At 46.4% G+C, this 26,081-nt stretch carries 22 protein-coding genes and 1 tRNA gene; 9 read left to right on the top strand and 14 right to left on the bottom strand.

All coding sequences use genetic code 11. The features are described from left to right. Positions 1-18 precede the first annotated feature (18 nt). From ABS362_RS00540 to thpR, 6 genes are all read right to left on the bottom strand, one after another. Positions 19-1,035, bottom strand: coding sequence for an MBL fold metallo-hydrolase (locus ABS362_RS00540; protein ID WP_350410071.1), 1,017 nt, complete (start codon positions 1,033-1,035; stop codon positions 19-21). Positions 1,036-1,157: 122 nt separating this feature from the next. Next, a complete protein-coding gene (locus tag ABS362_RS00535) occupies positions 1,158-1,739 on the bottom strand; it encodes a hypothetical protein (protein ID WP_350410069.1) in 582 nt (193 codons plus the stop codon). Between the two features lie 133 nt (positions 1,740-1,872). Beyond that, on the bottom strand, positions 1,873-3,699 hold the full coding sequence (locus ABS362_RS00530) for a M61 family metallopeptidase (RefSeq protein WP_350410067.1): 1,827 nt from the start codon (positions 3,697-3,699) through the stop codon (positions 1,873-1,875). Positions 3,700-4,592: 893 nt separating this feature from the next. Beyond that, the gene (locus tag ABS362_RS00525; RefSeq protein ID WP_350410066.1) at positions 4,593-5,228 is read right to left on the bottom strand and encodes a class I SAM-dependent methyltransferase; all 636 of its coding nucleotides are present in this window, start codon (positions 5,226-5,228) and stop codon (positions 4,593-4,595) included. A 24-nt stretch (positions 5,229-5,252) separates the two neighbouring features. Beyond that, the gene (locus ABS362_RS00520) at positions 5,253-5,747 is read right to left on the bottom strand and encodes a CinA family protein (RefSeq protein WP_350410065.1); all 495 of its coding nucleotides are present in this window, start codon (positions 5,745-5,747) and stop codon (positions 5,253-5,255) included. Between the two features lie 36 nt (positions 5,748-5,783). Further along, complete coding sequence (gene thpR / locus ABS362_RS00515) at positions 5,784-6,347, bottom strand: RNA 2',3'-cyclic phosphodiesterase (protein ID WP_350410063.1); 564 nt, start codon at positions 6,345-6,347, stop codon at positions 5,784-5,786. 91 nt (positions 6,348-6,438) lie between these two features. Between thpR and ABS362_RS00510 the strand changes: the two genes are divergently transcribed. From ABS362_RS00510 to ABS362_RS00485, 6 genes are all read left to right on the top strand, one after another. Continuing rightward, positions 6,439-7,158 carry a phosphatase PAP2 family protein gene (locus ABS362_RS00510; protein ID WP_350410061.1) on the top strand — a complete coding sequence of 240 codons (720 nt, stop codon included), beginning with the start codon at positions 6,439-6,441 and terminating at the stop codon, positions 7,156-7,158. Positions 7,159-7,265: 107 nt separating this feature from the next. Further along, positions 7,266-7,347 (top strand) — tRNA-Leu (locus ABS362_RS00505). A 124-nt stretch (positions 7,348-7,471) separates the two neighbouring features. Beyond that, positions 7,472-8,167: a phosphatase PAP2 family protein gene (locus tag ABS362_RS00500; protein WP_350410060.1), complete on the top strand. Its 696-nt coding sequence runs from the start codon at positions 7,472-7,474 to the stop codon at positions 8,165-8,167. A gap of 88 nt (positions 8,168-8,255) precedes the next feature. Further along, positions 8,256-8,954 (top strand): hypothetical protein, encoded by a 699-nt coding sequence (locus ABS362_RS00495; protein WP_350410058.1) that lies wholly within the window; start codon positions 8,256-8,258, stop codon positions 8,952-8,954. After that, a complete protein-coding gene (locus ABS362_RS00490) occupies positions 8,951-11,842 on the top strand; it encodes a tetratricopeptide repeat protein (RefSeq protein WP_350410056.1) in 2,892 nt (963 codons plus the stop codon). The genes ABS362_RS00495 and ABS362_RS00490 overlap by 4 nt, the downstream gene beginning before the upstream one ends. A gap of 29 nt (positions 11,843-11,871) precedes the next feature. Continuing rightward, positions 11,872-12,438 (top strand): histidine phosphatase family protein, encoded by a 567-nt coding sequence (locus ABS362_RS00485; protein WP_350410055.1) that lies wholly within the window; start codon positions 11,872-11,874, stop codon positions 12,436-12,438. Positions 12,439-12,505: 67 nt separating this feature from the next. Here the strand turns inward: ABS362_RS00485 and ABS362_RS00480 are convergent, their stop codons facing one another. From ABS362_RS00480 to ABS362_RS00450, 7 genes are all read right to left on the bottom strand, one after another. Next, positions 12,506-12,955, bottom strand: coding sequence for an RDD family protein (locus ABS362_RS00480; protein WP_350410053.1), 450 nt, complete (start codon positions 12,953-12,955; stop codon positions 12,506-12,508). Between the two features lie 93 nt (positions 12,956-13,048). Next, positions 13,049-13,543: a methylated-DNA--[protein]-cysteine S-methyltransferase gene (locus ABS362_RS00475; protein WP_350410052.1), complete on the bottom strand. Its 495-nt coding sequence runs from the start codon at positions 13,541-13,543 to the stop codon at positions 13,049-13,051. A 114-nt stretch (positions 13,544-13,657) separates the two neighbouring features. After that, a complete protein-coding gene (locus tag ABS362_RS00470) occupies positions 13,658-14,902 on the bottom strand; it encodes a porin family protein (protein WP_350410050.1) in 1,245 nt (414 codons plus the stop codon). A gap of 181 nt (positions 14,903-15,083) precedes the next feature. After that, entirely contained in the window at positions 15,084-17,012 is a 1,929-nt protein-coding gene (gene dnaK, locus ABS362_RS00465) for a molecular chaperone DnaK (RefSeq protein ID WP_350410049.1), read from the bottom strand. 463 nt (positions 17,013-17,475) lie between these two features. Beyond that, a complete protein-coding gene (locus ABS362_RS00460) occupies positions 17,476-18,993 on the bottom strand; it encodes a DUF6056 family protein (protein WP_350410047.1) in 1,518 nt (505 codons plus the stop codon). A gap of 288 nt (positions 18,994-19,281) precedes the next feature. Then, positions 19,282-20,136 (bottom strand): dienelactone hydrolase family protein, encoded by an 855-nt coding sequence (locus tag ABS362_RS00455; RefSeq protein ID WP_350410045.1) that lies wholly within the window; start codon positions 20,134-20,136, stop codon positions 19,282-19,284. A gap of 55 nt (positions 20,137-20,191) precedes the next feature. Then, positions 20,192-20,989 carry an NYN domain-containing protein gene (locus ABS362_RS00450; RefSeq protein ID WP_350410044.1) on the bottom strand — a complete coding sequence of 266 codons (798 nt, stop codon included), beginning with the start codon at positions 20,987-20,989 and terminating at the stop codon, positions 20,192-20,194. A 202-nt stretch (positions 20,990-21,191) separates the two neighbouring features. Between ABS362_RS00450 and ABS362_RS00445 the strand changes: the two genes are divergently transcribed. The 3 genes from ABS362_RS00445 (at position 21,192) to ABS362_RS00435 (ending at position 24,722) form a co-directional block, all read left to right on the top strand. After that, positions 21,192-22,187 (top strand): DUF1028 domain-containing protein, encoded by a 996-nt coding sequence (locus tag ABS362_RS00445; RefSeq protein WP_350410042.1) that lies wholly within the window; start codon positions 21,192-21,194, stop codon positions 22,185-22,187. Between the two features lie 274 nt (positions 22,188-22,461). Continuing rightward, positions 22,462-23,121, top strand: coding sequence for a DUF7832 domain-containing protein (locus ABS362_RS00440; RefSeq protein ID WP_350410041.1), 660 nt, complete (start codon positions 22,462-22,464; stop codon positions 23,119-23,121). Between the two features lie 200 nt (positions 23,122-23,321). Beyond that, positions 23,322-24,722 carry a M20/M25/M40 family metallo-hydrolase gene (locus tag ABS362_RS00435; RefSeq protein WP_350410039.1) on the top strand — a complete coding sequence of 467 codons (1,401 nt, stop codon included), beginning with the start codon at positions 23,322-23,324 and terminating at the stop codon, positions 24,720-24,722. 126 nt (positions 24,723-24,848) lie between these two features. Here ABS362_RS00435 and ABS362_RS00430 read toward each other — a convergent pair whose 3' ends face one another. Next, entirely contained in the window at positions 24,849-26,066 is a 1,218-nt protein-coding gene (locus ABS362_RS00430; protein WP_350410037.1) for an S-adenosylmethionine:tRNA ribosyltransferase-isomerase, read from the bottom strand. Positions 26,067-26,081 lie beyond the last annotated feature (15 nt).

The following is a 26,081-nucleotide window of genomic DNA, read 5'->3' as shown; positions in this document are numbered from 1 at the left end:
CGCGATGGTAATTAGAGTTTAGCCCAGGTCGCGGAGCAGCAAGGCTTCACCGATGGCAGGCAGTTTTAACCCGCTCATAAGACCGGTAGCGGCAATCTGTTCCAGTAACCGCACTGGCTCGCTCGCCGGCTCATCCGATAAGTCGAAGGTGCCATAGTGCATGGGTATAAAAGTGCCGCCCCGTAATACATTGTATGCTCGTACAGCTTCGTGTGGGTTCAGGTGGCTTTTCTGCATCAGAAACGATGGCTTGTAGGCTCCAACGGGCATCAGGCAAATATCCATCGGGCCAAAGGTTTCCTGTATCTCTTCAAAATGTCCGTTAAAGCCTGTGTCGCCGGCAAAGTATATCGTTTGTTCTTTTGTTCTGATGATAAAGCCACCCCAGAGCACCGTGTTCATATCGAAAAGACCACGACGGTGCCAGTGAGATGCCGGTACAAAGTAAACTTCGAGGTGGTCAGGAACGATGTCGTAGCGTTGGTACCAGCCTGCTTCCTGGTAAGGCAGGTGCTTGCTGGCACTCCGGATAAGGCTGCCTGCATGTAGCGGCGCCAGCACTTTTACGCCTGCGTTATGGCGACAAACCGTTCTCAATGACTTAATATCCAGGTGGTCGCGGTGAGCATGGGAGAGCAGCACAAAATCAATGTTCTTTAGCTCTTCGGGTGCGCAAGGCAGGCCAACACGGCGTTTTATCATCGGCAGATCGTACAAAACAGGATCGATCAGGAAAGTGGTACCCTGCAGGCGCATAAAAAATGAGGCATGTCCAAGCCAAACCACCATATCCTCCTCAGCCTGTAAAAATGAGTTGTCTGTAACCAGGCGTGGCGTATAGGTATCAGCTTTTTTTTCGGTTTTCTGCGGATTGGCAGAAAGTTTCCAACGGATCACGTTGCTGAAATCGGGGTTGTATAGTTCGTCGCCGTTGGCAAACTGGTTTTGTATGATCTTGTTGCCTTTGTAGCCGGGTTTTATAGTTTCCAGCTTCGGGTTGTTGATGTGCCTTACCTTGGGTGCCTTGTTCTGCAAAATCTGAAAACGCTTGGTGATGGTATACTATAACTATAATTGCACTGTTTGGGTTAAGTAAACGGCAATAAAAAACGCTTTCCTGTTGCCGGGAAAGCGTTCTTAAAATATAAAATCTTCTGTTAATATCCGAACGGGCTGTTGCCGAATCCTGAATTATAATACGGGTTATAGTATGGCGAGGCTCCATCTGTGTAACGCACTGCCCCCGATACCGAGAACTTATCACTGATCTTGTAAGTTGCACTGAAATCGGCACCCTGACGGCCCATGTAGTTATAGTTGTTGTACGCACCCAGTTCCTGCGGCATATTCGAGAGATCTTTCCAGACATTTCCGCTCAAAATAAGTCGGTCGTTCACCAGGTAATCGCCGCCTACACTAACTATGTAGTGGCTGTTACCCGTCGTGCGACGCACTATAGTTCCGTTCTCGGAAGTAACAGCATAGTTACGCGGCATAGAGCTTATATAGGTAAAGCTTGCAAAACCTCTGAAACGGTCTGTCACCTGGTAGCGGGCTGTTGGTTGCACAAAAGTACTAGCTCCGAAATGGCTGTTATAGCTGGCTCCCAAGCTTAAGTTGTAGCTGAGGCGCGGTGCTGCAGGCAAAACATCTGTAGTTTGTTTTACAGGTGCCTGTGCCATGGCGTTTACGGCAAAGCACATCAGGCAAATCATCGCTATTTTTACTGCTATTTTCACGTAGTGTATATCTTCAGTTTATAGTTACTAAGGTAGAGCTTATGCCTGTTAAAAACAAGTACTTATGCTAACGGTAACAACAGGCAGATGTTATAGTTTACCTGTTTAACCTGATAACTATAGTTTGGCCTTATTATTTAACCTGCGAGCCTAGCCAGTTGTTCCGGAACTGCTGCATAGCTGATGTAAGTGTTTTGCCGATGTTCTCGTAAAGCGCAACCTCCAGCGTTGGATCTTCAGCTAAGGTTATAGTTGTGTTATGGGTTGTGCCCCGGCTGATGTAGATAACTGGTATCGTATCTCCTGGCTTATGCTTGTCCATTACTTTTTTCAGGTCTTTTTCGTTCCTGATCTTTCGGTTACCCAGCGTTAATATCACATCTGCTCTGTTTAAACCTGCTTTATAAGCCGGAGATGTAACTACAGTGCCATCGTTAATAACAGCGCCGTTTTTAGTAAATTCCAGATCACTCAACCCTAACGTAGCCACGTCCGGTTTCGCCTTACGAAGCTCCAGGCCGGCCTGTGCCAGCAGAGGTGTGAAATCAGGTAATTCACTGCCGTTTACATAGTTGCTTAATACGTTTGCTGCCCAGGCTTTATCGCCGCTTACTTCGGCCAGCGTTTCCTGCAGGTCGGTTAATGTATACGGTTTCTCTGGTTGACCATATTTGCGCCACAGTGCCTGCATAAAATCATCGAGCGTTTTGTTATAGTTCTGGCGCAGCGTCAGGTCGAGACTCAGGCCGAGCATGCTGCCATAGGTATAGTACGAGATAAACGTGTTGTGGCGGTTTACAGCATCAACAGAGCGGGCGGCATCTACAAAAGGCGCTTGTTGGCTCATCTCTACCAAACTATGGTATTGGCGACCCGGATAAAGCAGCACATAGTTCAGGTCTCCGGCGAGGCCATCGGCATAATTTTTCAGGTTGATGATTCCGCTACGTGGCATGGTCAGGTCGCCGTAATAGCTTGTAAAACCTTCGGCCAGCCACAGGGCTTCACTCATGTTTGCTTCCTGAAAATTGAACGGCTCCAGACTTTTCGGGCGGATTCGCTCTACATTCCAGGCATGAAAAAACTCGTGCGAAACAGTGTTCAGCAGCCCGGTCATGACTTTGGCAAGCGGTTGCGAGCTGGTAACTATAGTTGAATTGCGGTGCTCCATGCCATCGCCGTTTGCATGGGGCATGTAGCAGCCAATAAACGTATAACGCCCGAAATCGAAGTCAGGTAGCTCACCAAAAATAGCCCGTTGCTCTGCTACAATTTTCTGAGTTTTCTGAACGTATTCATTAAATTGATCTTGTGTCCCGTTGTGGTGGAGGGTTACTTGTATGGTCTTAGTTTTCCCTTTATCCTGTATGGTCCATTCTGCAAAATCGTAGTTGCTGAGCTCGGTCGGGCTGTCCATTAAATACTGGAAATCTGGGGCAGAGTAGGTGTTGCCTTGTTCGTGTTTCAGCTGCGTTGCTACTTTCCAGTTGCTGTTTTCGGGGGTGTTGAACGTAACCTGTGCCGGTGCTTTGTCGAATCCGGTGGCATGCATTAAAGTAGCTGGCATGTTCAGGTGGGCGTGTGTTTCGTCGATGCCTGTATATGTGCCGTCGGCGTGGTCTCCAAATAAGGTATAGGTTATAGTTGCAGCACCGTTATGGCCGGTAATATTCCACTGGTGCGGTGTCGCTTTCCATACCTTAATTTCTTTTCCCTGGCTGTCAGTAGCTTTCACGCTGTACACATTCTTGGCAAATTCGTGCAGCGCATAACGGCCGGGCGAACTACGGCTCATCAATACTTCCAGCGTGTCTGATTTAATACCCGAGAAAGTAACGCTGATCTCTGCTTCGTGGTGGACCGCATTTGGGAACGACAGATTGTAAGTAATTTTTTGCTGCGCGCTAAGCGGTATTGTCAGCAGTACCGTTATGAATAAGCTAAAGATCTTTGGAAGCATGGAGTTGTGTGTTTGTTTTGTTGAAAGATAAGGAGAAGGATGTAGGTACACAAATAAGGGGATTTAGTTTTTCTTTCTGTCATTTCGAGCGTTAGCCGAGGGATCTTATATTTCGAATAGATTTCTCTTTGTCATTTCGAACATTCTTGAGACGCGAGTCGAAAAGAGCCAGCGTAGCTGTGAGAAATCTATCTCAACTTATAGTTGATTTCCCTTTTAACTTGATACAAGCCATCGTTTCAAACTCCCTCTAATCCTGGGAGCTCTACTAACCTATCGTTTCAAACCAGCTTTGGTGCCCTCACGGCCGGGAGGCCCCGTCTTCGGGCATCACGCGGTGCGAATCTCTTTTGCTCCTGCGTCGCAATGCCCTACAGGCACCAGATATTCACAAGGCGCTCAACCCAAAGACTGCGATCTTTCGCATAGTGACCGCCTAACTATAGTCTGAGCTGACAAGCTTCGCAATTCATCGTGGTTGTATTTCCGTAGGGACAGGTCGCGACCTGCCCGCTCGACAGGCTGTAACTATAGAACTATAAGGCTAACTATAGCAATAGCAGAAAGTCCCCCTTTGAAGGGGGCGAAGGGGGATGTTAAACGCTACCAGATCTCTCACATTGTTCGAGATGACAAAATAAAACGCATTAGTAGCCAAACTCCCTCTCCTGTTTTGGGGGTAGGGGCCCTCTTCAAAAGGAGAGGGTTGGGGGTGGTTGGATAACGGCAACTATAGAACTTGTAGCTAAAGCCTTTGTCATGTCTGTCCCTGTCAGGCCAGTTGAGTCAGGAGACTCAACACCATCGTAAGTCACGAGTCTGGAGACTCGCGCCAGTATTACGAACTAATCCTGTTCATCCATAAATCCTGAAAATCCTGATTCAGACAAAAGCTATTTCCTATAAACTTTACTCTGCACAAAACCTCCATAAAAAACCTTACGCTGCTGCTCCTTCAATCCTGATTCACTAAAATGCCTGTGGTAATCTGGAAGCTGCCTGCCTTGCACACCACTAAGCACGCCAAAGAAAAGATACATAGTCTTGGCCAGCAGTTTCTGCCAGAAAGGTGGTTGATGCTGCACCGGCCAAAAATCTGTGAACAGCCATAGACCACAGGGAGCTAAAACTGCATAAAGCCTTTGCATTAATTGCGAGAGCCGCGCATCAGGGAAAAGATCAAGCAGGAAAGGGGTAATAACGACATTGAACTGTTCGTGTGTTTGTAAATCAGCGTCAGTGCCGTGGCGGTATGTAACTATAGTTGAAGCGGGGTTTTGTTGCCGGGCCAGTTGCAGCATTTTTTCAGATGCTTCCAGATAAACAACCTGCTTCGGGGAAGTGTGGCGTAATACCTGTTTTAAAAGCCAGCCGCTGCCGCCTCCGATAATGAGGACAGTTGCCCCCTTCGGAATGTATGGGAGAAGCCAGGCTTGGGCATCCTGCAGCGAAGAACCAAATACCAGCTTCGCCAGCGGGTCGTAAAAAGATGCTACAAGGTCGAAACCGCTATCCGGATGTTGGGGCAATTGGTTGATAAGTAAAACTATAGTTTATCGGTTGTTGTAATGCTGCTCAAGCACGCCTTTCAGCTTTTCGAAGATGTAATCTACAGTTTTTTTGCGGATGGCCTGCGTGTTGCCATCAAACACCTCCCGAAACTCTTCTGCTTTGCCATCATACAAAAAAGAAATGAACACGGTACCTACAGGCTTTTCATCTGTCTCGGAGCCGCCACCGCCGGCCAGTCCGGTTACGGCTATGCTAATGTCGGCTTCCAACAGTTTTCTCAGGCCCATCACCATTTCGTTTGTTACCTGCTGACTTTCGGCTGTATACATTTCCAGGGTCTCTTTCCGAACATCCAGCAGTTTTATTTTTACTTCCGGCTGATACACGACCACACTGCCTTTCAGTACATCGCTGCTACCTTTGGCTTTTACAAATTCTGCGGCGAGCAGGCCAGCGGTGCAGCTTTCGGCAAAGGCTACGGTCAGGTTCTGGTCTCTTAAAGTAGTTACCAGTTCAGTAAGTTCGGTTTGGGTCATAGGTTATCTAACGCTTTTCAGAGCTATATTTACTTATCAGGCGTTGGTTTGGTTTTGGCCCAGCAGGTAACTTTCTATAATACTATACACCGGGTGCGGCGATGCCAGCTCCGATTGCCAAACTCCAATTGCGTTTACGGGCATGATTATTTCTTTTTCCGGAAGGATGGGGGCTTTTGTTTCGGGCCGGGCTATGTTTTTACGGTAGCGGGCAAGCGTAATATGCGGGGTTGGTTTCAGTTTGTTGGGTTCCCCGGGTGTCAGCGTTTCAGACAGCTTTTTACTTAGTTTTGTAAACTCAGGGTGTTCTTTAAAGCGGGCCCAGATCAGGCGTGGCGAATTTGGTTTGGGTCCTTGCTCTATGGCTGCCAGCTGCAGGGTAAATGGTTCGCACTGGTTTGCTATCGCTTTCACTTTATGCCTGATGGTATCGAGCTCCGAAGCAGGTACATTCCCGATAAAAAATAAGGTCAGGTGCATGTTTTGTAGTGGTATGGGGCGTAGTGTTTCGGTAAGCATAGGCCTGAGCACTTCTTTCAGATATGGGCCTAATTCATCGGTTAGCGAAGCGGCAATAAATAACCTGATCGTAGCATCCATAAGTATAACAGTAGCATTGGTTCGTGATATTACGTTAAAGGTATACGCATGCTACGTAACCATAGCATCCCGATAAACGAATGTATAACGCATGATAAGGAATTTCTATAAAAAAGTTGCCGCCGGTATAGCGTTGTTTACAGTTGAGCTAATATTTGTCTGGCTCTTGTTTATTGCGTGTGTGGTGGTATTTTTTTACATAAGCAGCCAGATAGTTCAGGGCGATGAACTGGGCGTAGACGAAGCCGCCTTCGACTTTGCTGCAACTATAGCTACCCCCAGCCTCGATAATTTTATAAAAGTGATCACTTTTTTTGCGTCGAGGCAGTTTTTAACCCCGGCGGCACTGCTGCTGGTAGCCTACTTCGTGTTTATAAAACGGCACCGGTGGTACTCGCTTAAAGTGCCGGTAGTTGCGCTGGGCAGTATTACACTAAACGTGGTGCTGAAATATTTTTTCGACAGGCCGCGCCCAATTGTGCCGATGGTAGAAGCCCACGGACTCAGTTTCCCGAGCGGACATACCATGGTAGCGGCGTCGTTTTACGGACTGCTGATATACCTTGTGTGGCATAATGTTAAACAGCCGGTCTTAAAGTATACACTTGTAGGCTTTCTGTCCGTTTTTGTTATCCTGATCGGGTTTAGCCGTATTTACCTGCGTGTGCATTATGCTACCGATGTACTGGCCGGTTTTGCTGCAGGGTTTATGTGGGTGGTAATTGGTATCTATATTCTTAGACGAATGGAGCGCTATTCTCGTAAAGAGATAACTCCGGTGCTGATGGATGAGCCGGTAACAAAAGAGTAAATATTTTTTTATTCGGATATTGCATTAAATAAATTCTATCGTACCTTTGCAATCCCAATGAACGAGGGTTAAAGGGTTTTGGGGATGTTTATTTGATAGTGACCAATGCGCACGTGGCGAAATTGGTAGACGTGCAGGTCTCAGAAGCCTGTGCCTTCGGGTGTGGGAGTTCGAGTCTCCCCGTGCGCACATTATCACTGTAAAGCGAAAGCCGGTTCTTACAAAGGACCGGCTTTCGCTTTTTTATGCCTTATGGTTTGGGCTGTAAACTATAGTTGTACCACTGGGTGCTGTAAATGCGTAAGCAAAAAGCATGAAGGCAAGGCTCAAACGGTTTATTAGCGCACTGGCATTGTTGTCTGTGGAAGTGGTGCTGGTCTGGGCTGTTTTCTTTGTCTGCATCCTATTATTTGTGTACATGGCGCATACCGTTTTTATAGATAAAGCCACCGGCCTCGATGTTGCCCTCTTCCGATTCGCTGCCAGCCATACTACCCCCGAATCTACACGCATTATGCGTATTATCTCCTTTTTTGCTTCTGCCGATTATTTAATGGTAGTGCCGGTGCTTATAGTTCTGATTTTTGCCTGGTTCCGGCAACTGCAGTGGTTCGCGCTTAAAGTTTTGGTCATTTCCTTTACAAGCACTATACTTAACCAGGCCCTGAAACGTGTTTTCGAGCGCCCGCGCCCCGAAACAGCCATGCTAGAGCAATCCGGTCTGAGTTTCCCCAGCGGCCACGCTATGATAGGCGGTTCGTTTTATGGGTTGCTGATCTATATTGTGTGGCGAACGGTGCCAAACCCCATCTGGCGATGGCTGCTAACTATAGTTTTAACTTTTCTGCTTTTGCTTATTGGCTATAGCCGTGTGTACCTGAACGTGCATTACGCCACCGACGTACTGGCCGGCTTCTCCGCCGGAATTCTCTGGCTGCTCATTTCCATCTACTTCATGCGCAAACTCGAGAAGATCTATTTCCAAAAGGTGGAACAGAAGCAGGTGTAAGATTAATATATTATTAATCCGATATAAATTTTATTAGCCGGGAGAAGTGTGTATTTTTAAAGTAGGGTATAGTTCTGACAAAAAGTAAATGAAAAAGATACTCTTATTAATATTCCTTTTTAGCTGTTCTCCTAATGAAAAACAGTTAGATGAGCATACTATAGTTCAGGAGAGTGATTCTTTTCATAGGCCAGATAGAGAAACCCAGTTATCAGAAAGTTTAACTTCAGATGAATTTGATAAGTTCTTAAGTCTCTTCTCAACAATTTCCTTCGATACACTTCACGTCTTTAGCGATGATAGTGGAGACAGGGTATTAGTAGAAAAAGCTGTACCAATAAAATATCTGACTTACTTTCCAGATGCGGTTAGATTGGGGGCAACAGAGTGGAATGTAGATTCTGTTTATGCTATGTACAGGTTCGCCTACTCCCCGGGTGTAACAGCATTGATTGCACGAGTACCAAGTCAACATTCTTCGTCAGCTTTTAACATATTTTTATTTTCAAACGAAACTGAAAAGTTACTACATTCCCAAAGGATAGCTGAGTTCACGGGTGATGCAGGTGATGTTTATACTGAGCAATCCTGGATATTTAAATTGAATAATGACAATTTGGTAGATATAATCACTAAGAGCAAAGATGTGTATGCTTTGAATGAAGACTTAACTGAATTTAAGCATTATGATTCTACCTATGTTTACTTAGGTAATAAAAGTGGTTTTAGAAAAATTCAAAGCTCTTTAGCAAATACTGAAGCCTTCAAATTAAAAGAAACTAATTGAATCGGATAAATTACGGCATGCCATCATTCTCCAAATCCATACTTCTTCTCTCAGCAATACTTACCATTGCACTTCCAGCCTTGGCCCAGCACCCCGACAATATAAAAGCTGTCCGGGAGAAGCTGGAGCAGGAGAGGAAGCAAGCGAAAGCGGCAACTATAGCACCAGCTGAGAAAGCTGAAAGGTTACTGGGACTGGGCTTATGGCAGGAGGCGGAGAAGACTATAGCTAAGGCGAAACCAACCGTGCAAACTATAGTTGCCAAAGCAAAGCTTGCTATCCTTAACAACGAGTTTGAGCAGGCCGAAAAACTGGTAACACAGGCTCTGAAACTACAACCAGAATCTGCGGAAGCGCTGCTGCTGCAAAGCAAACTACAGGTGCAGGCATGGGAACTGGAAAAAGCAAAAGCCACCGCCAACCAGGTATTAGCCAAAGCCCCGAAGCACGAAGCAGCAACTATACAAGTAGGCCGTATTCTGATGCTGCAGAAAAAGTACGACCAGGCACTGGATAAGGCAAAGCAGGTGCAGCAGCTCAATCCCAAAAATGCCGATGCGTATTTGCTGGAGTCGGATGTGCATTTCTGGAACCAGAAGCCGGACCTGGCCGAAAAACCACTCATCACCAGCCTGACCTTAAACCCGTTTAATCCCGATGCCCGCTTCAACTATGGTTATGCCATCTGGCGACGCGTAGATGCCACGCAGCTAAACAATATGGCCGCGCAATGGGAACTGGCACTGGAACTGAACCCGCTGCATTATGTAACGCACTGGCACTGGGGCAACGGCCACACTAACCTCACCTACGCCGATTACGCCCAACCCGAAGATGAAAAAGTACGGCAGGAACTACAGCAGGCAGATAAACTAATCGCCCAGAACAAACTACAGGAAGCTTTGGCTGTGGCCATAAAGGTGCAGAAAGAATATCCGACGTCGGTGTTGCCGGCTATGCTGCGCGGCTCGGTGTATTACATGGCCTTCGATATGAACCGGGCCCAGCGCCTGGATTCTGCTCAAGTTATTTTTCAGCAAATCTTAAATCGCAAAAAACACTACGGTCCGGCCCACAATGCCCTGGCTGCGGTCATCAAACAAAAGCAACTGCCTTACCTGCACAACTATGATTCGCTGCAGCAGGTTATTCAAAGCACAACTATAAAAGACCCTGTAAACTTTGCGCGCGTATTTCCTGACGTAGACTATTACCCCGGCAATGAAGTGCAGAAGATGGTGTGGTCGCAACTCTATGAAAGTATAGTTTACTTCCCATTCCTGAGCCGCCAAAACGAAAAGTTCGTGATTCCGCCGTTGCACCACGACCTTACTATTGCCATGAAATCACCTTTCTTCAGGCAGGCAACTACCTTTGATAACCGCCAGTGGATGGACATCAGGGGCGTAGGAAGTGGCGCGGCTGCTATTGAGTACGTGGTGCGGGGCTCGTACCTGGAGCGGAATGTGGTGCTGCATGAGTATGTGCATCAGTTTCATGGGAGGGTGTTTACCGATGCCGAAAACCGCGAAGTGCGCCGCCTGTACCAGAATGCCATGAAGGAGAACCGCACGCTGGATTATTACTCTGCCAACAACGAACATGAGTACCTAGCGCAAACTTATCCAGCCTATTTCGAGCCTGTAAAAGTGCATCCGCTCAACCATAAATCCATCAACACAACCGCCGACCTAATAGCCAAAGACCCCGAATTGTATAGTTTCCTGGACGGATTGGTGAAAAGGCAGCGCGCTTATTTAGCCGGAGATAAACAGGCGATGGCTAGCAACTGGTCGGAAGTGTATCTGAACCTGTCGGAGCGTGAACTGGCTCGTAAGAACTATAACCAGGCAATGGCCTTGCTAGACACGGCATTAACCTGGGATGAGAATTATCAACCTGCCTTAATTGCCTATGCTGGTGTAAAACGAGAACAGAACAGGTTTCACGATGCCGAAAAGTGGCTTTCGAAGGCTGAAAAGATAAACCCTGATTATGCGCCAGTGTATGTAGCCCGCGCCGAGTTGCTGGAAGCCATGCGCCGCGCTGGTAAACTGGAAGCCACTGAAGCCCTGAAACAGCAGGCCGAACTATACCGCAAAGCTCTGGAAATAGAAGATGATTTGATGACACGTGCTGCCAATACAATGGCTTTCGCCAAACTATACACGTCTTACGGCCGGGTTCCGGAAGCTATGATCTTGGCAGATAGTTATGTGAAAACGGCTCCAACGGTATCCACATACCTGCGCGACCGCCGCGATGAAGCACTGGCCTATGCACACTGGCTGAAGGGTACTACCGGCAAAGCCCCGGAAAGCGAAGCGGAACTGGCAAAACTGGTAGCATTAAAACCACAGAACTATGAGCTGCGCCAACAGTACGCTGATGTGCTGGCTACACAGGGCAACTATAAAAAAGCTTATGTTACGTTAGCAGAAGCACAACGCATATTAGCTGCCAGCGGCACATCACGGCCAACATACATGGTGCGTATGGCAGAATACCAACTGATGGCAGGCTTAAAAGATTCGGCAATAGTTACGGCTGAGCCACTAACTTCAGGCAGTGTTAAACTTCGCACCGACAACTATAAACTGGTTTCATTAATGGCCCAGCTCGGCGATGTGGAGAAGGCAACTATGTTACTGCGTCAGCAACCCCGACCGGAAACCCCGGCAGAAATGGCGGAGCGTTTAACGGCAGTAGGCATTCTATGGGAAGCACTGGATAAAGCAGGCAAAGCCGAGAAATCGTATAAAGCTGCGTTAGAAGAAAACCCGTATCAGTATGAGGCGCGCGTGCTGTTAGCAAAGCTTTTACGGGAGCGGGGTAAGAACAAACAGGCTGAAAAAGTAATGGCTACCACCCGTATTTCAGAGATTTAACAACACTAAACTATAACTACCCAGAATTTATGAAACTACCTTTTTACTTCAAATTTGTCCTTGCCCTGCTGATCGGGCTAGCCTGGTCGTGTAACCAATCCACAGACTCTGTAGCAGCTGATAACGGCGATAAGGCCAGGGCTGTAACCACTATTTACGTAGTACGCCATGCCGAAAAACTAACTACCGACCCTAAAGACCAGGACCCTGCACTTACACCAGAAGGAGAAGCTCGTGCAAAAGCATTGGTAACGTATTTGGATAGTAAGCCTGTTGACGCTGTGTACAGTACCAAATACAAACGCAATAACCTGACTATTAAGCCACTGGCAGATACGCGAAAACTACCTGTAAATACCTACGAAGGGCACGATTTTGAAGGATTGAAAAAGCAGATCATGCAGAACTATGCTGGAAAAACTGTTGTGGTTGTGGGCCACTCCAATACCATCCTGCCTATAGTGGAAGCCCTGGGAGCCAAAAAGCCATTTACCGAAGTACCTGACAGCAAGTACGACCACATCTTTAAAGTAACGATACAAGCCGACAGCACTGCAACCGTAGAAGCCGGTACGTACGGCGCCGCCACTAACTAAACTATAGTTACTGTAAAACAAAGAGCCCGCTTAGTTAGTAAGCGGGCTCTTTTTATTTTTGGTAGAGCTATAGTTGCCCATTTAGTTGTTGCCTGACCACATGAGATTCTGTTACCCGGTTATGGAAGTAGCGGTGTTTAGCTACGGGCAAGCCGCGCACAAAACGCATGAACATGATCATAACCGAAAGTGGTTTGGCAAAATAACGGATCGTAGCATTTTTGAACGTGATACGGCCATTATGTTTATCTACTACCTGTATGCCCAACAGATTTTTACCAAGCGTTGCCTGCGCAGAGCTTGTTTCGGAGCCTGCAAAGTATAGCCAGCCCAGCACAATGTAAATAAGCGTTTCGGGTTTCCAGAGGAATGTATCCTCATTGCTGCTGATAGTGTAATAATCAGCTATGGCAGCTACTGTAACTATAAGCACAGCATCAATCACAAGCGCAATGGCACGCATCCGGATCGAAGCCGGAACTACCCGATCACCGGATTTAAGATATATAGCCTGCATAGTATATTTTCGTCATAGTTTATCATTTAACCGCGTTTCCGGTTTTGATATACTGCAAAAACTAAAACAGGTTGTGTTATAAGGAGTTATAGTTTAGAAAAGCGTGAGCTGCTGGGTTGGTTTCAGGATGCCTTCGTGCTTTAACAGCCATTCTTTCCGCCATAAACCGCCTGCATACCCTGTCAGGCTGCCGTCGCTGCCAATTACGCGGTGGCACGGAACTATAAGGCAGATCGGGTTTTTACCGTTAGCAGCGCCAACTGCCCGTATCGCTTTTTCGCCGGACACTGCTCTTGCCACTGCCATATACGATACCGTTTTCCCGAAAGGAATAGAAGATAGATTAGCCCAAACCTTCTGCTGAAACTCGGTTCCATCCGGCTGCATCGGAATGTCGAACTGCCTGCGCGTGCCTGCAAAATATTCCTCGAGCTGATCTATAGTTTGCTGCAGAATAACTGGCTGCTCTGGTGAGGTTGGGTAAGCTATGTCCGAGAAAAGACACGACACCAGGTGCGTATCGGTAGCGGCCAGGTTTAGGAAACCAATAGGCGTTTGGTAAGAGCAGGTATAAAAAGTAGCAAGCATAGTTAAATGTACAGATTTGCCTGTTTTGCTGCAAGTGCCTGAAACTATAATATTTAAAAACAAAAATCCCCTGCTGTATGCCGGCAGGGGATTTTTGTTGAAAGAACTATTAAACTATAGTTTATAAGACAGTACTAAGAACAAGCTATTGATGCTGGTAGAATGACTTGTGAAGCGTGACACACCATCGTTTATCTCGTAGCGTGCTTCCAGGCTAAGTGGTTTGCCCAGGAACGAGTAGGAGATACCTAAACCGGCCGTCATGCCTCCGGATAGCGACAGGATGTCATCTTCTCCTAAGAAAGCACCTTTTTTCTCCTTTGTTGTACCACCGAATGTAGTTGTTGTAGTGATCTCATTGCCCTGCGAGGCAACAAAGTTCATAACTGGTCCAATGTTAAAGTATGGTCTTAAAATACCTCTTGGGTAAGTATAACGCGCCAGAACAGGTATCTTAATATGTTTCATGTCCATCCATATCTCGCTCGTCGAAGTGCCGGGTACACTTGGGTCGTCGCCTTTGCTTGCTTCAAAATAGTTAGGGGCATACAAAACCTCTGTTTGCAAGGATAGTTTCTCGCTGATGGTAGGCATCGAAAAGTTAAAGAAGACACCCAGCACAGGTTTCACAGATGTGTTATGAAAGCCTTGGTCGGAGTCTTCAACTTTAAAAGACAGTTTGGAACTGCTGATGCCTGCAACAGGGCCCAGGTTAACACGGATCTTCTTCGGTACTTTGCTGTATTCTTCCTGCCCAACGCACACGTTATATTTTTTAACTATAGCCGAAAGTGAGTTAAGGCCGATCTCTACTTTATTTATATCATCCTCTGTTATAGAACTGCAGTCGAGGAACGTTTGCAGAAGCACCGGTTTGTATAGTTCGCGGCGCATCATGTAAGTATGGCCAAGTTTACGACCTTCCTGGGTATTTTTCTGCTTAAACTCTTCTACCTTCAGCTCTCTGAGAGGCTCTGCGTTTTTAGAAATGTAAAAACGGTCTTTTTGCATCGGGTCGCGCAGATAATAGAGGTTGGCTTTACCTTTAACCAACAGTTGTGCAAATAAGGTCTGTTCTACGCTAAGCGTATCAAATGCCGGCACCAGTTTAGATTCGTAATATTTCTGCTCTTTCTGAAAGCCGTAACCCTGCACCTGCGATGGAAGAAAGGTCTGCTCTTTGGCTGAGGCGTTACTTTTAAAAGCGATTTGATGGGTGTTGCGCTGTGCGCCGCGGTAGTCTACAAGTCCGCTGGTAGTGTCCCCATTCTGCAAGATATATCCTTGCCTGAAATCCTGTTGTGCAAATGCTGCACTGCTTACTAAAGCTAATAAAATGGTAATGTAAAGTTGTTTCATAAAAAGGGTGGAAGTTGATTATTGAAATAGAGAAGATTGGAAAACGATCGGAAATTGGTAGCGATCGGGTTTGAATAAATATAGTTAAATTTTAAAGTCGCTAGTTACAGAAAATAGCGCCGTAAAACAAAAAGCCCCGCTGATTTCAGCGGGGCTTTTCTATAGTTGCGTATTCGGAATTTTACTTGTTACCGTCTACTTCTTCGTAGTCTACATCGGTTACACCGCCATCGGCTGGGGCACCTTGCTGACCGCCCGGCTGACCATTGCCACCGGCTGCGCCTGCAGCACCTTCCTGTCCGGCACCGGCTGCGTACATCTCCTGCGATGCTGCACTCCAGGCATTGTTCAGGCCTTCAAGAGCTGCGTCAATTCCAGCTACATCCTTTGCACCGTGCGCAGTTCTAAGTTTGCCCAGCGCATCTTCAATGGCAGTTTTGTTACCTGCAGATAGCTTATCGCCGTACTCTTTCAGCTGCTTTTCAGTCTGGAAGATCATAGAGTCAGCTGCGTTCAGCTTCTCGATCTCTTCCTTCGCTTTCTTATCAGATTCAGCGTTGGCTTCAGCTTCCTGGCGCATACGCTCAATTTCCTGCTCGCTCAAACCAGACGAAGCCTCGATACGGATCTTCTGCTCTTTACCAGTTGCTTTATCTTTAGCCGTTACATGCAGGATACCATTAGCATCGATGTCGAAAATAACTTCGATCTGCGGAACACCACGAGGTGCTGGTGGAATACCATCCAGGTGGAATCTACCGATGGTGCGGTTATCGCGAGCCATTGGGCGCTCACCCTGCAGTACGTGGATCTCTACCGACGGCTGGTTGTCAGATGCCGTAGAGAATGTCTCCGATTTCTTGGTCGGTATAGTTGTGTTCGACTCGATCAGTTTGGTCATTACACCACCCATCGTTTCGATACCCAGTGAAAGCGGTGTTACGTCCAGTAGAAGTACATCTTTTACTTCACCTGTTAACACACCACCCTGAATGGCAGCACCAATGGCTACAACTTCATCCGGGTTCACACCTTTAGATGGTTTCTTACCGAAGAACTTCTCAACCTCTTCCTGCACCTTAGGGATACGGGTAGAACCACCCACCAAGATCACTTCATCAATATCAGAAGTAGATAATCCGGCATCCTGAAGTGCTTTTTTGCAAGGCTCCATCGATCTGCGGATCAGATCGTCAGACAGCTGCTCAAATTTAGAGCGTGTTAACTTACGTACCAGGTGCTTAGGAACACCATCAACTGGCATAATGTATGGCAGGTTGATCTCTGTTTCGTTAGAAGACGAAAGTTCAACTTTTGCTTTCTCAGCAGCTTCTTTTAAACGCTGAAGTGCCATTGGGTCCTTGCGCAGGTCAATGCCTTCGTCGTTCTTAAATTCTTCTGCCAGCCAGTTAATGATCTTCTGGTCAAAGTCGTCACCACCAAGGTGTGTATCACCATTCGTAGAAAGTACTTCAAACACGCCATCACCTAATTCCAGGATAGAGATATCAAAAGTACCGCCACCTAAGTCGAATACTGCGATCTTCTGATCTTTGTGTTTTTTATCTAAACCGTAAGCAAGCGCTGCTGCTGTTGGTTCGTTAATGATACGCTTCACTTCAAGGCCTGCAATTTGTCCGGCTTCTTTTGTAGCCTGACGCTGCGCATCGTTAAAGTAAGCTGGTACCGTAATAACCGCTTCTGTTACAGTTGTGCCTAAGTAATCTTCTGCCGTAGCCTTCATTTTCTGAAGCACCATTGCCGAGATCTCTTGCGGAGTATACTCTCTGTCGCCGATCTGTACACGTACTGTGTTGTTGCTGCCCTGCTGTACCTTGTAAGATACCTGCTTGGCTTCTTCGCTAACCTCGTTGTAGCTGTGGCCCATAAAACGCTTGATCGAAGCGATCGTGTTCTGTGGGTTAGTGATTGCCTGGCGTTTTGCAGGATCACCTACTTTACGCTCGCCGTTACCACCGTCCAGAAATGCAACGATAGACGGAGTAGTTCTGCGGCCTTCGCTGTTTGGTATAACCACCGGCTCGTTACCTTCCATTACGGCAACGCACGAGTTGGTTGTACCCAAGTCAATACCTATTATTTTTCCCATTCTATAGTTTTATTATAGTTTCCTATCTAAAAATTTCTTTACTGTTGGTAGCATTATATCAACCAATATGCCAACCGGTTTTAAGGTGGTTTTTTATGTCATTCTGTCACGAAGCGCAACTATTGTTTCGGATTTGTCTGACTAAAAACTGAAGCTGCCAACCAACCTGCGACATATTTACCTATTACCTGTAGTTAGCTACGGAAGAATGCGGAATGTAGCCAGAAAATTATAGGTAAGATGGACGGGGAAGATGAATAGGCCTGAAAACAAAAGCCCCCGCCACGACAAGTAACGGGAGCTGATGTTCACTTTAACACCTAAAACACATTTTTGTAAAAGACCTTGTTGCTACTAAAACTTACACCGGAAGTAAGCTGTAGTGGCGGCCTTTTACAACAAGAGTATCTATAAACAAGAGTACCCAAAAGGGAAAAAGGGTTGCAAGCGGTTAAAAGTTTTTTTATTTGATAACAGATTTCTCCCGCAAGGTGCTTTTGCCGGCATTCCGGAGCGAGGTTAGGTTATCCTGAACAGGAGGGTTGGGCTCGGACAAGAAAACGGCAGTCTTGCTCATGTAGCTGGCAAGGCCGTTGTTTATCCAAATCCTGTCTGTTCGTTCAGTACTGTTTTCAGATCCGGAGATGATGTCAGCGAAATAAATTGTTTGGGGAATAGCAGGCAATGGCGCAACTATACAGCTGTCGCAATCTGATCCTTTAAGTGAGGCATATCGGTGGTTCAGGGCTTTGTCGTAAGCAGTAGCTTTCCCCGAAATAAGATCTATATAAGCTGTGCTGATGTTGTTATCGATATTCAGTACGCTGAGGATAAAGATAAGCAGCGCAAAAACCGGGATAATGGGGGAGTTGCTATAGTTTGTAGTAAACACCCAACTATAGTTTTGGATGGCCACTTGTAAACTATAAAACCATCCAAACAGGAAAAAGAAATAAATAACGTTCTCGAGTCGTGGGGTGGCCCGCTCACCAGTTGACCACGCAAACGCGAAATTCATAAGGAAAATAGTAACCAGGAAGTAAAGCGCTACCAACCGGAGATCAACTATAAATGCGCGATTGTTTTTCAGTTTTTCTGCCAGTGGCAACCCGAAATACGAGATGTAAACTATAGATGCAGCCAGCAATGGTAACAGCCACCTGTAAAACGAAAGCCCCGTCATAAAACCGGCATACACCACCGACCATACCAGTTTGCCACCATTCGGGTGTTCATTCATGCGGTTATAGTTGCCCGGAGCCAGCACCGCTACCAGGCAGCTTACTACACAAACAATGATCAGCACCAACAAGTATGGCCGTGCCTTTGGGTTTTTGAGGTTAACTATAGTTACAAACCCTATCGTTGTAAACGTGATGACCAAAGCCATTTCGTTAGAACCAACCATCGCAACTATAAGCACAGCCATAAGCCCGATATACAGTTTCTTTGCTGTTGTTTGCTGTGTCTGGAAGAACTTGAAAAGCAGTGCCAGCATGACCATCAACATAATATTGGGCAATTGGTAGGTAGCGTACGTCGAGAAAAAGTAAAAGCCTTCGGACGGGCTGGGCAACTGGAGCAGGTAAAGCGTAAAAAACAGTCCAGATAACGCGATAGCCATTTTTTTAGTAAGCGCTACCCGGGTTATAGTTGAAAGCATAAAGTACAGCCCTCCGCAGAATAGAAAGAACAATACCAGCGTGTAGAATCTGTAAAGTAAAATCGATCCCGAAATCATGGGGTTGATCCGGAACAGGGTAATCGTGCTGAAATAGCGGCCAGTCCAGTTAGTATAGTATTGCCGGAACACAGTCAGGTAATCCAGCGCACGGTCGCGCATGGCAAAACTAAAATCGTCGGCTTGTGGGTGATTGAAAAAGCAAAGTGCCAGAAATGGTACCAACGTATAAATGCCCGCAACTATAAGCAACCAGTAAGTAAAACGACGAACTCGATTCTCCTGTGTTAAAGAGGGCATAGCAAAGCAGGTTTATAGATCAGCTTTTAAATGTAACAAGATTTAACAGCAGATAAAATTCAGACCCCGACCAACTATAAAACTATAAGCTGTTCCACAGAAAAAAAGCTCCCCGAACCGGGAAGCTTTTCCTGAATCTCTAAAAGGTCGTTAAGCCATTGTTGGTGTTCTCACCAACAATCCAACTATCAGGTTGCGTTTACTTGCTGGTGAAAACACGCAGCAAAGGCGTAAACTAATGCTTGATTTAAAACTATAAAGGTTCTAACTATAGATGCTTATGTCTACCTAATCCAAATGCTTTTTAAGGAACTCTACAGCTAGTTTGTGTGCATCCTCGGCAGCTTGTTTATCATATTTCGGATTGCTGGGGTTGGCAAATGCATGCACGGCGTCGTACATTTTTATCGTTACTTCTTTATCGGCCTGCTTCATTTTTTGCTCAAAGTCAGCCACTATTTCAGGCGTTATGGAGCCATCCTGTTTTGCAAAAAGTCCCAGTACCGGACCATCCAGTTTCTTAAGTCGTTCCACATCACGCTCGGGCATGCCGTAGTAAATTACAGCTGCCTCGCCCTTGTCGCCGGCCTCAATTGCTGCCTGCAACGACCAGCCACCGCCAAAGCACCAGCCAATCGTTGCAATGTCAGGGTCTTTGCCGGCATAGTTTATAGCTCCGTTTATAATAGCACGCCCACGTTCCGGCGTAACAGATTGCATATATTCCACCGCTTTTTCGCGCTCTGTAGCCACACGGCCATCATACATATCCAGAGCCAGCACATTTACATTTTCCAGGTCTTTATGCAGTCGTTCGGCTTCCTGTTTTATGTAGTCGTTCAGGCCCCACCATTCGTGTATCACCAACAGGTAATCGTCTGTTTTTTTTGCAGCTTTTATCTCGTAGGCAGTACCGGTTTTCCCATCGGGCGTTTTAAATGTCACCATTTTTCCTTTCTGGTTCTGCAGTGTAAAGGGTAGCGGGTTATCATGTTTCGCCTGGAAACTTTTATCACTACCCAGCATAGCAAACTGTGCGGTTGGGTCTGCGGATGGTTTGGTGCAGCAACTCATTTTCTCCTGGGCAAAGGCTCCCGTGAGGGCCAGCAGGTAAATTGCTAAAACAGAAACTACTTTTTTCATAGGTATACATCGGTTTATGGTTTACATGTTTTTGCCCAACTATAGATTATCGCTGCTAATCTCCGGTTTGTTGTACTACCTGTTTGCGACTGCTACGCCGCTTACTGCTTGCCCTTTTTACATATACTGCCGATGGTCCTTTGTCATCCTCTTTCCGGATCGTGAACAGGTCTTTCTGCGCTTTTATAAGTTGAAGCAGTTGTCCGTAGCCAAAGGTGCGCGGGTCAAAACTTGGGTCTAACTGGCGAAGGTTTACACCGATGGCGCCCAAATGCGCCCAGCCATCTTCGTCTGCGGCCATGCTAAAGGCTTCTTTCAGTAATGGTATCGGGTTAGGGCGCGAACCGCTACCATTTTCAGGCGATTTTCCGGCTTCTGCTATTTCCTTTTCCTCAATGTTATCAACCAGGTTTTCGGTGAAGATAAATATGTTACATGCGTTAACGAATGGTTTCGGTGTTTTGCGTTGCCCGATGCCCATTACAAAAATGCCGGCTTCGCGTATGCGGGTGGCCAGTCGGGTATAATCTGAGTCAGAAGACACGATACAGAAACCATCCACCAGGCCGCTGTGCAGCAAATCCATTGCATCAATGATCAGGGCGCTATCAGTGGCGTTTTTGCCAATTGTATAACGGAACTGTTGTATCGGTTGTATGGCGTGGTTGTTCAGGCAATCTTTCCAGCCATTCATTTGCGGAGTAGTCCAGTCGCCGTAAATGCGGCGTATAGTTATTTGTCCATACTTTCCGGCTTCGGCCATTAACTTAACTATAAGGCTGGGCTGGGCATTGTCGCCATCAATGAGTATAGCTAAGCGGTGTTTCTTTTTTTCAGGATAAGGGTTCTTCATGTGTAGGTATTAGTTGGCGGCGGTTTGCGGCCTATATTGTAGCTGTTTGATTTTTATAGTATACTTATACGTTGATGTAGAGTTGTGGCTGTAAACTTCAGGTACTTCTGCTCAGTGGTTTATAGTTTACGATCGTTTAACATCCGTGCATTAGATTCGGTATACTGATAACATTTATACTTCTCTTATGAACCTGAACTTCATGAAAAAGACACTTTACACAATTGCCTCGCTTTGCTGTCTGGCAGTGCCTGCTGCCCGTGCGCAGGTGTTTAAAGCAGAAGAACCGCTTGCCCATACCTATTCTATAGTTGCCCGCGACCCTGAGACTGGCGAAATGGCGGTAGGTGTGCAAAGCCACTGGTTTTCGGTTGGTACGGCCGTGCCCTGGGTAGAGGCTGGTGTGGGAGTAGTAGCTACGCAGTCGTTTGTAAATAAATCATTTGGGTTAAAAGGTCTGGAACTACTGAAGCAAGGTAAAACGCCCGAAGAAGCGTTGGCGATACTTTTAAAAGACGACGAAGGCCGCGAAGTACGTCAGGTTTCTATTTTGGATGCACAGGGCCGGGTAGCAACGCATACCGGCAAAAACTGCATAAGATATGCCGGGCACATTACAGGCAAAAACTTTTCGGTGCAGGCCAACATGATGCTGACCGACAAAGTATGGCCGGCCATGGCAAAGGCTTTTGAGCAAAGCACTGGCAAACCCCTGGCCGAGCGCGTGTTGCTGGCCATGCAGGCAGCCGAGCGCGAAGGTGGTGACATTCGGGGAAAGCAATCGGCAGCGCTGGTGGTAGTAAAAGGCAAAAAAACTGACCAGCCCTGGGACGACCGAACTATAGATTTAAGAGTTGATGACCACGAAAAGCCATTGGATGAACTTGCAAGGCTCCTAAAAGTATACCGCGCCTACGAGCACATGAACAACGGAGACCTGGCCGTAGAAAAAGGGCAGATGGAGAAAGCCATGGAAGAATATGGCAAAGCCGAGGCCATGTTCCCGGACAACCTGGAGATGAAATACTGGCATGCCATAACCCTCGCCAACAATGGAGATGTAAACGGTGCTGCCAAATTGCTCCGCGAAGTTTACAAAAAAGACGCAAACTGGAAAGAACTGACAGCCAGGTTGCCAGAAGTTGGTTTGCTAACCCTAAAGCCACAGGATCTGAAGAAGATTCTGGATGTGAAGTAGGGGTTAATTGTTTGTTGTTAATTGTCGGAACTATAGAATTTATAGAGACGCAATACCTTGCGTCTCTTTTTTACTGTGATATCCATAATGAGAGTGATGATTTAATTTGGTCTTATAACAACTACAAACTATGAATGTCTTGTTTTGTAGTTGCAATACAGAAACTTGTAAGAGCTGTGCACACTACGAGGCCTAAATAAAGCATTACTCATAAACCATCACCTTCACCATAAATCGCAAAATTACGCAATAACCGTTGAGTGGTATTAATATCATGAAGAAACTCTACTTGATTAAAGAAAATAAGAAGACAACTGACTTTGTGCAGTTACAAGTAGAAGATAAGTTTCTGCATATTCATTCTGGTAAAGTGGGCAAAGCAGGTGTCTCGAAAATAACCAAAAGCTTAGGTTCATTTGACAGAGCGATAGTAGAAGCAGAAAATCTTGCAGCAACATATATTGATAAAGGCTACAAGTATGGAGAAGAAGAGGATTCTACTGAAGTGATTGTATTCGACAAGGCTAAATGGCACTTCAATGGCGATTTTCCTACGGAGCTAAACGAGTATCAAGCTTATGTTCATACTGGCTTTTACCTGAACTGGATAATCGTGAATCAACTCATCTGCGAAGAATTGGGAGACGAATTTTCAGATGAAATTGAAAAAGTTAAGAGAAGAGAGATAACAGGAAGCAGATTCTATTTAGATTACCTTGATGGTGTCTTCACCTCAGAAGAGCTTAGCAGTACAGGGATAAACTTCACATTGGACTACTTTGATTTCGAAAAAGGAAATTATCTGCAGGACTACGAGATGACTTTAGCTAACGAGCTACCAACCCTTTACCATGTAGAAGATAAGTGGAGTAACTATGAACTGATCAGCAGGATTATCGACAACAGGTATAGCGATTGGTTGAAAGAAAAGTAGAATAACACCACTTAACGTAGTGCATAATACAAGCTTTGGCTATTACTCACCCTCATTATAAAACTATACCTAAACCCGACAAACTATAAAACCAGCAGGAAAATGGGAGTATAGTTGCAACTATATGTTATAACTCCAAAAACTATTTTCTAACTTATAGCCACAAACAAAACAACCTAACTCAACAACTCACCTACATAATGTTATTAAAGAACAGACTCAGTCACTGGCTGTTGGCAGCAGCTATAGTTACAGCCACGCCAGCACTGGCACAAAAGCAGACCGCACCTTCCGATTCGGCGGTCATCAAACAATTTTACGACAACGCCCTGACCAGCACTAAAAGCTACGAAGACCTGCGCTACCTTACCAAGAACATTGGGGCACGTTTAAGCGGCTCGCCACAAGCGGCCGCTGCCGTAGAGTGGGGTAAGCAGGTAATGGACAAAATGGGCCTGGACCGCGTGTATGTGCAGGAAGTAATGGTACCGCATTGGGTGCGTGGCGATAAAGAGATCGGTCGTATCCTGAGCGGACAGGTGGGCTCTACGGATGTTAACATTGCAGCACTTGGCTCTTCTGTTGGTACCGGCGAAACCGGCCTTACCGCCGAAGTAATTGAAGTGCACAACTTTGAAGAACTGGAGAAACTGGGCAAGAAGAAGGTTAAAGGCAAGATCGTATTCTTTAACCGCGCTTTCGATAATACCCATGTGCATACCATGAACTCGTACCGCGATGCCGTTGATCAGCGTGGCGGCGGCCCGGTAGCAGCTGCCAAACTGGGTGCTGTAGCGGTTTTAGTGCGTTCCATGGCCAACGAAATTCAGGAGGTGCCACACACTGGTAATACCCGTTACCAGGATGGCGTGGATAAAATTCCGGCAGCGGCTATCAGTACAAAAGGGGCTGAAATATTAAGCAAGCAACTCAAGAACGACCCCAACCTGAAGTTTTATATGCGCATGACCAGCGAGAACCTGCCGGAAGTGCTGTCTTATAATGTGATAGGCGAGATAAAAGGAACTGAAAAACCTGATGAGATTATAGTTGTAGGCGGCCACCTGGACTCATGGGACCTTGGCGAAGGCGCTCACGACGATGGAACAGGTGTTGTGCAATCGATGGAGGTGCTGCGGTTATTTAAAGAACTGGGTATAAAACCGAAACGTACCATCAGAGCCGTACTTTTCATGAACGAGGAAAACGGTTTGCGTGGCGGTCGCAAGTATGCTGAAGAAGCCAAAGCAAAAGGCGAGAAGCACATTGCCGCAATTGAGTCGGATGCCGGTGGATTTACTCCACGTGGTTTCGGGATAGATGGCAACGATGCCCAATACGCCAAAACGCTTACCTGGAAATCACTGCTGGCTCCTTATGGTCTGCACGAACTGACTCGTGGCGGCGGTGGCGCCGACATTGGTCCATTAAAAGGACAAGGCACAGTAGCGCTTATCGGCTTTAAACCAGACTCACAACGCTACTTCGACTACCACCACACCGATATTGATACTTTCGAAACCGTGAACCGCCGTGAAATGCAGTTGGGTGCAGCCTCTATGGCATCGTTGGTTTACCTGATATCGCAATACGGTTTGTAAAATGGAGATATAGAGTTGATCTCTGAACTATAAAAAAGCCTGCTTCGATTTTCGGAGCAGGCTTTTTTGTTGATTGAACACTTTAAAGACCTGGCAGTGTGCGAAACTCCTGCTAGTGTCTGACATCTATGGCAGCAGCAACGAACTATCGCCGTAACTCAGGAATCTATAGTTGTTAGCCATAGCATGTTGGTAAACCTTTCGCCAGTTCTCGCCAATTAGTGCTGAAACTAATAATAACAATGTGCTTTCCGGCTGATGGAAGTTGGTAACCAAACCACTGCAGATCCTGAAACTATAGCCAGGAGCAATAATGATCTGGGTGCTGGCGTGAAGATGGTCTGTTTTATAGTTTGCCATATAGTTTAGCAGGGCTGTCAGCGCTTCGGCAGGTGTGGGCAAATATATAGTTTCATAAGCAAACCACTGGGTAATGTGCAGTTGGTCTTGTGATAGATCAGGTTGCTGAAATACTTTTACACCAAGCCAATATAAACTTTCCAGAGAGCGCATGCTGGTCGTACCCACCGGAATAACAGGCTTGTTTCGCTCAACCTGTGCCAGCAGTTGAACTATAAATTCCCGGGTCAGGTATAGTTGTTCGGCGTGCATTTCGTGGGCTTCCATTACATCGGCTTTTACTGGCTTAAATGTGCCGGCGCCTACATGCAATGTTAAATAGGCTGTAGTTATCCCTTTCGCTTTTATAGTTGCCAGTACCTTGTCGGTGAAATGCAGACCGGCGGTTGGAGCAGCTACAGCTCCTTCCTGGTTGGCATAAATGGTCTGGTAACGGGTGCAGTCGGCGGGGGTGAGGTCTCGGTTTAAGTACGGAGGCAGGGGCAGTTTACCACAACGTTCCAGCACTTCGGCAAAGGTCAGGTTAGCAGGTTCCCAGGCAAAGTTTATCAGGAAATGTCCGTCCTGATGTGCTTCGCGTTCTGCTGTAATTACACCACCTTCAAAGTATAAGTAGAGTTTTCCGCTCTTCCAGCGTTTGTTATTACCTACCAGGCATTTCCAGGTGCAGCTACTGGTTTGCTGCATGGCTAGTTGCACTTCGGTATGTGGTTTTACAGGCTCCAGGCAAAAGATTTCTACTATACCGCCCGTCTCTTTCTGAAACAACAAACGCGCCTGCACCACTTTGGTATCGTTAAAAACCAGTAACGTATTGGCAGGCAAAAGCTCAGGAAGGTCGGTAAAAGTTTGGTCGTTTATAGTTCCGCTTTTATAGAAAAGCAACTTCGACTGGTCGCGTTCGGGTAGCGGAAATTTAGCGATTCGCTCGTCTGGCAGCTCGTACACAAAATCTTTAATCGCCAGCTTCTTAGGATCGGACATGTATTTAGTTAAGAG

The sequence above is a fragment of the Pontibacter populi genome (assembly GCF_040278685.1).
Classification (GTDB): domain Bacteria; phylum Bacteroidota; class Bacteroidia; order Cytophagales; family Hymenobacteraceae; genus Pontibacter; species Pontibacter populi.
This window is presented reverse-complemented; position numbering and strand designations above follow the sequence as displayed.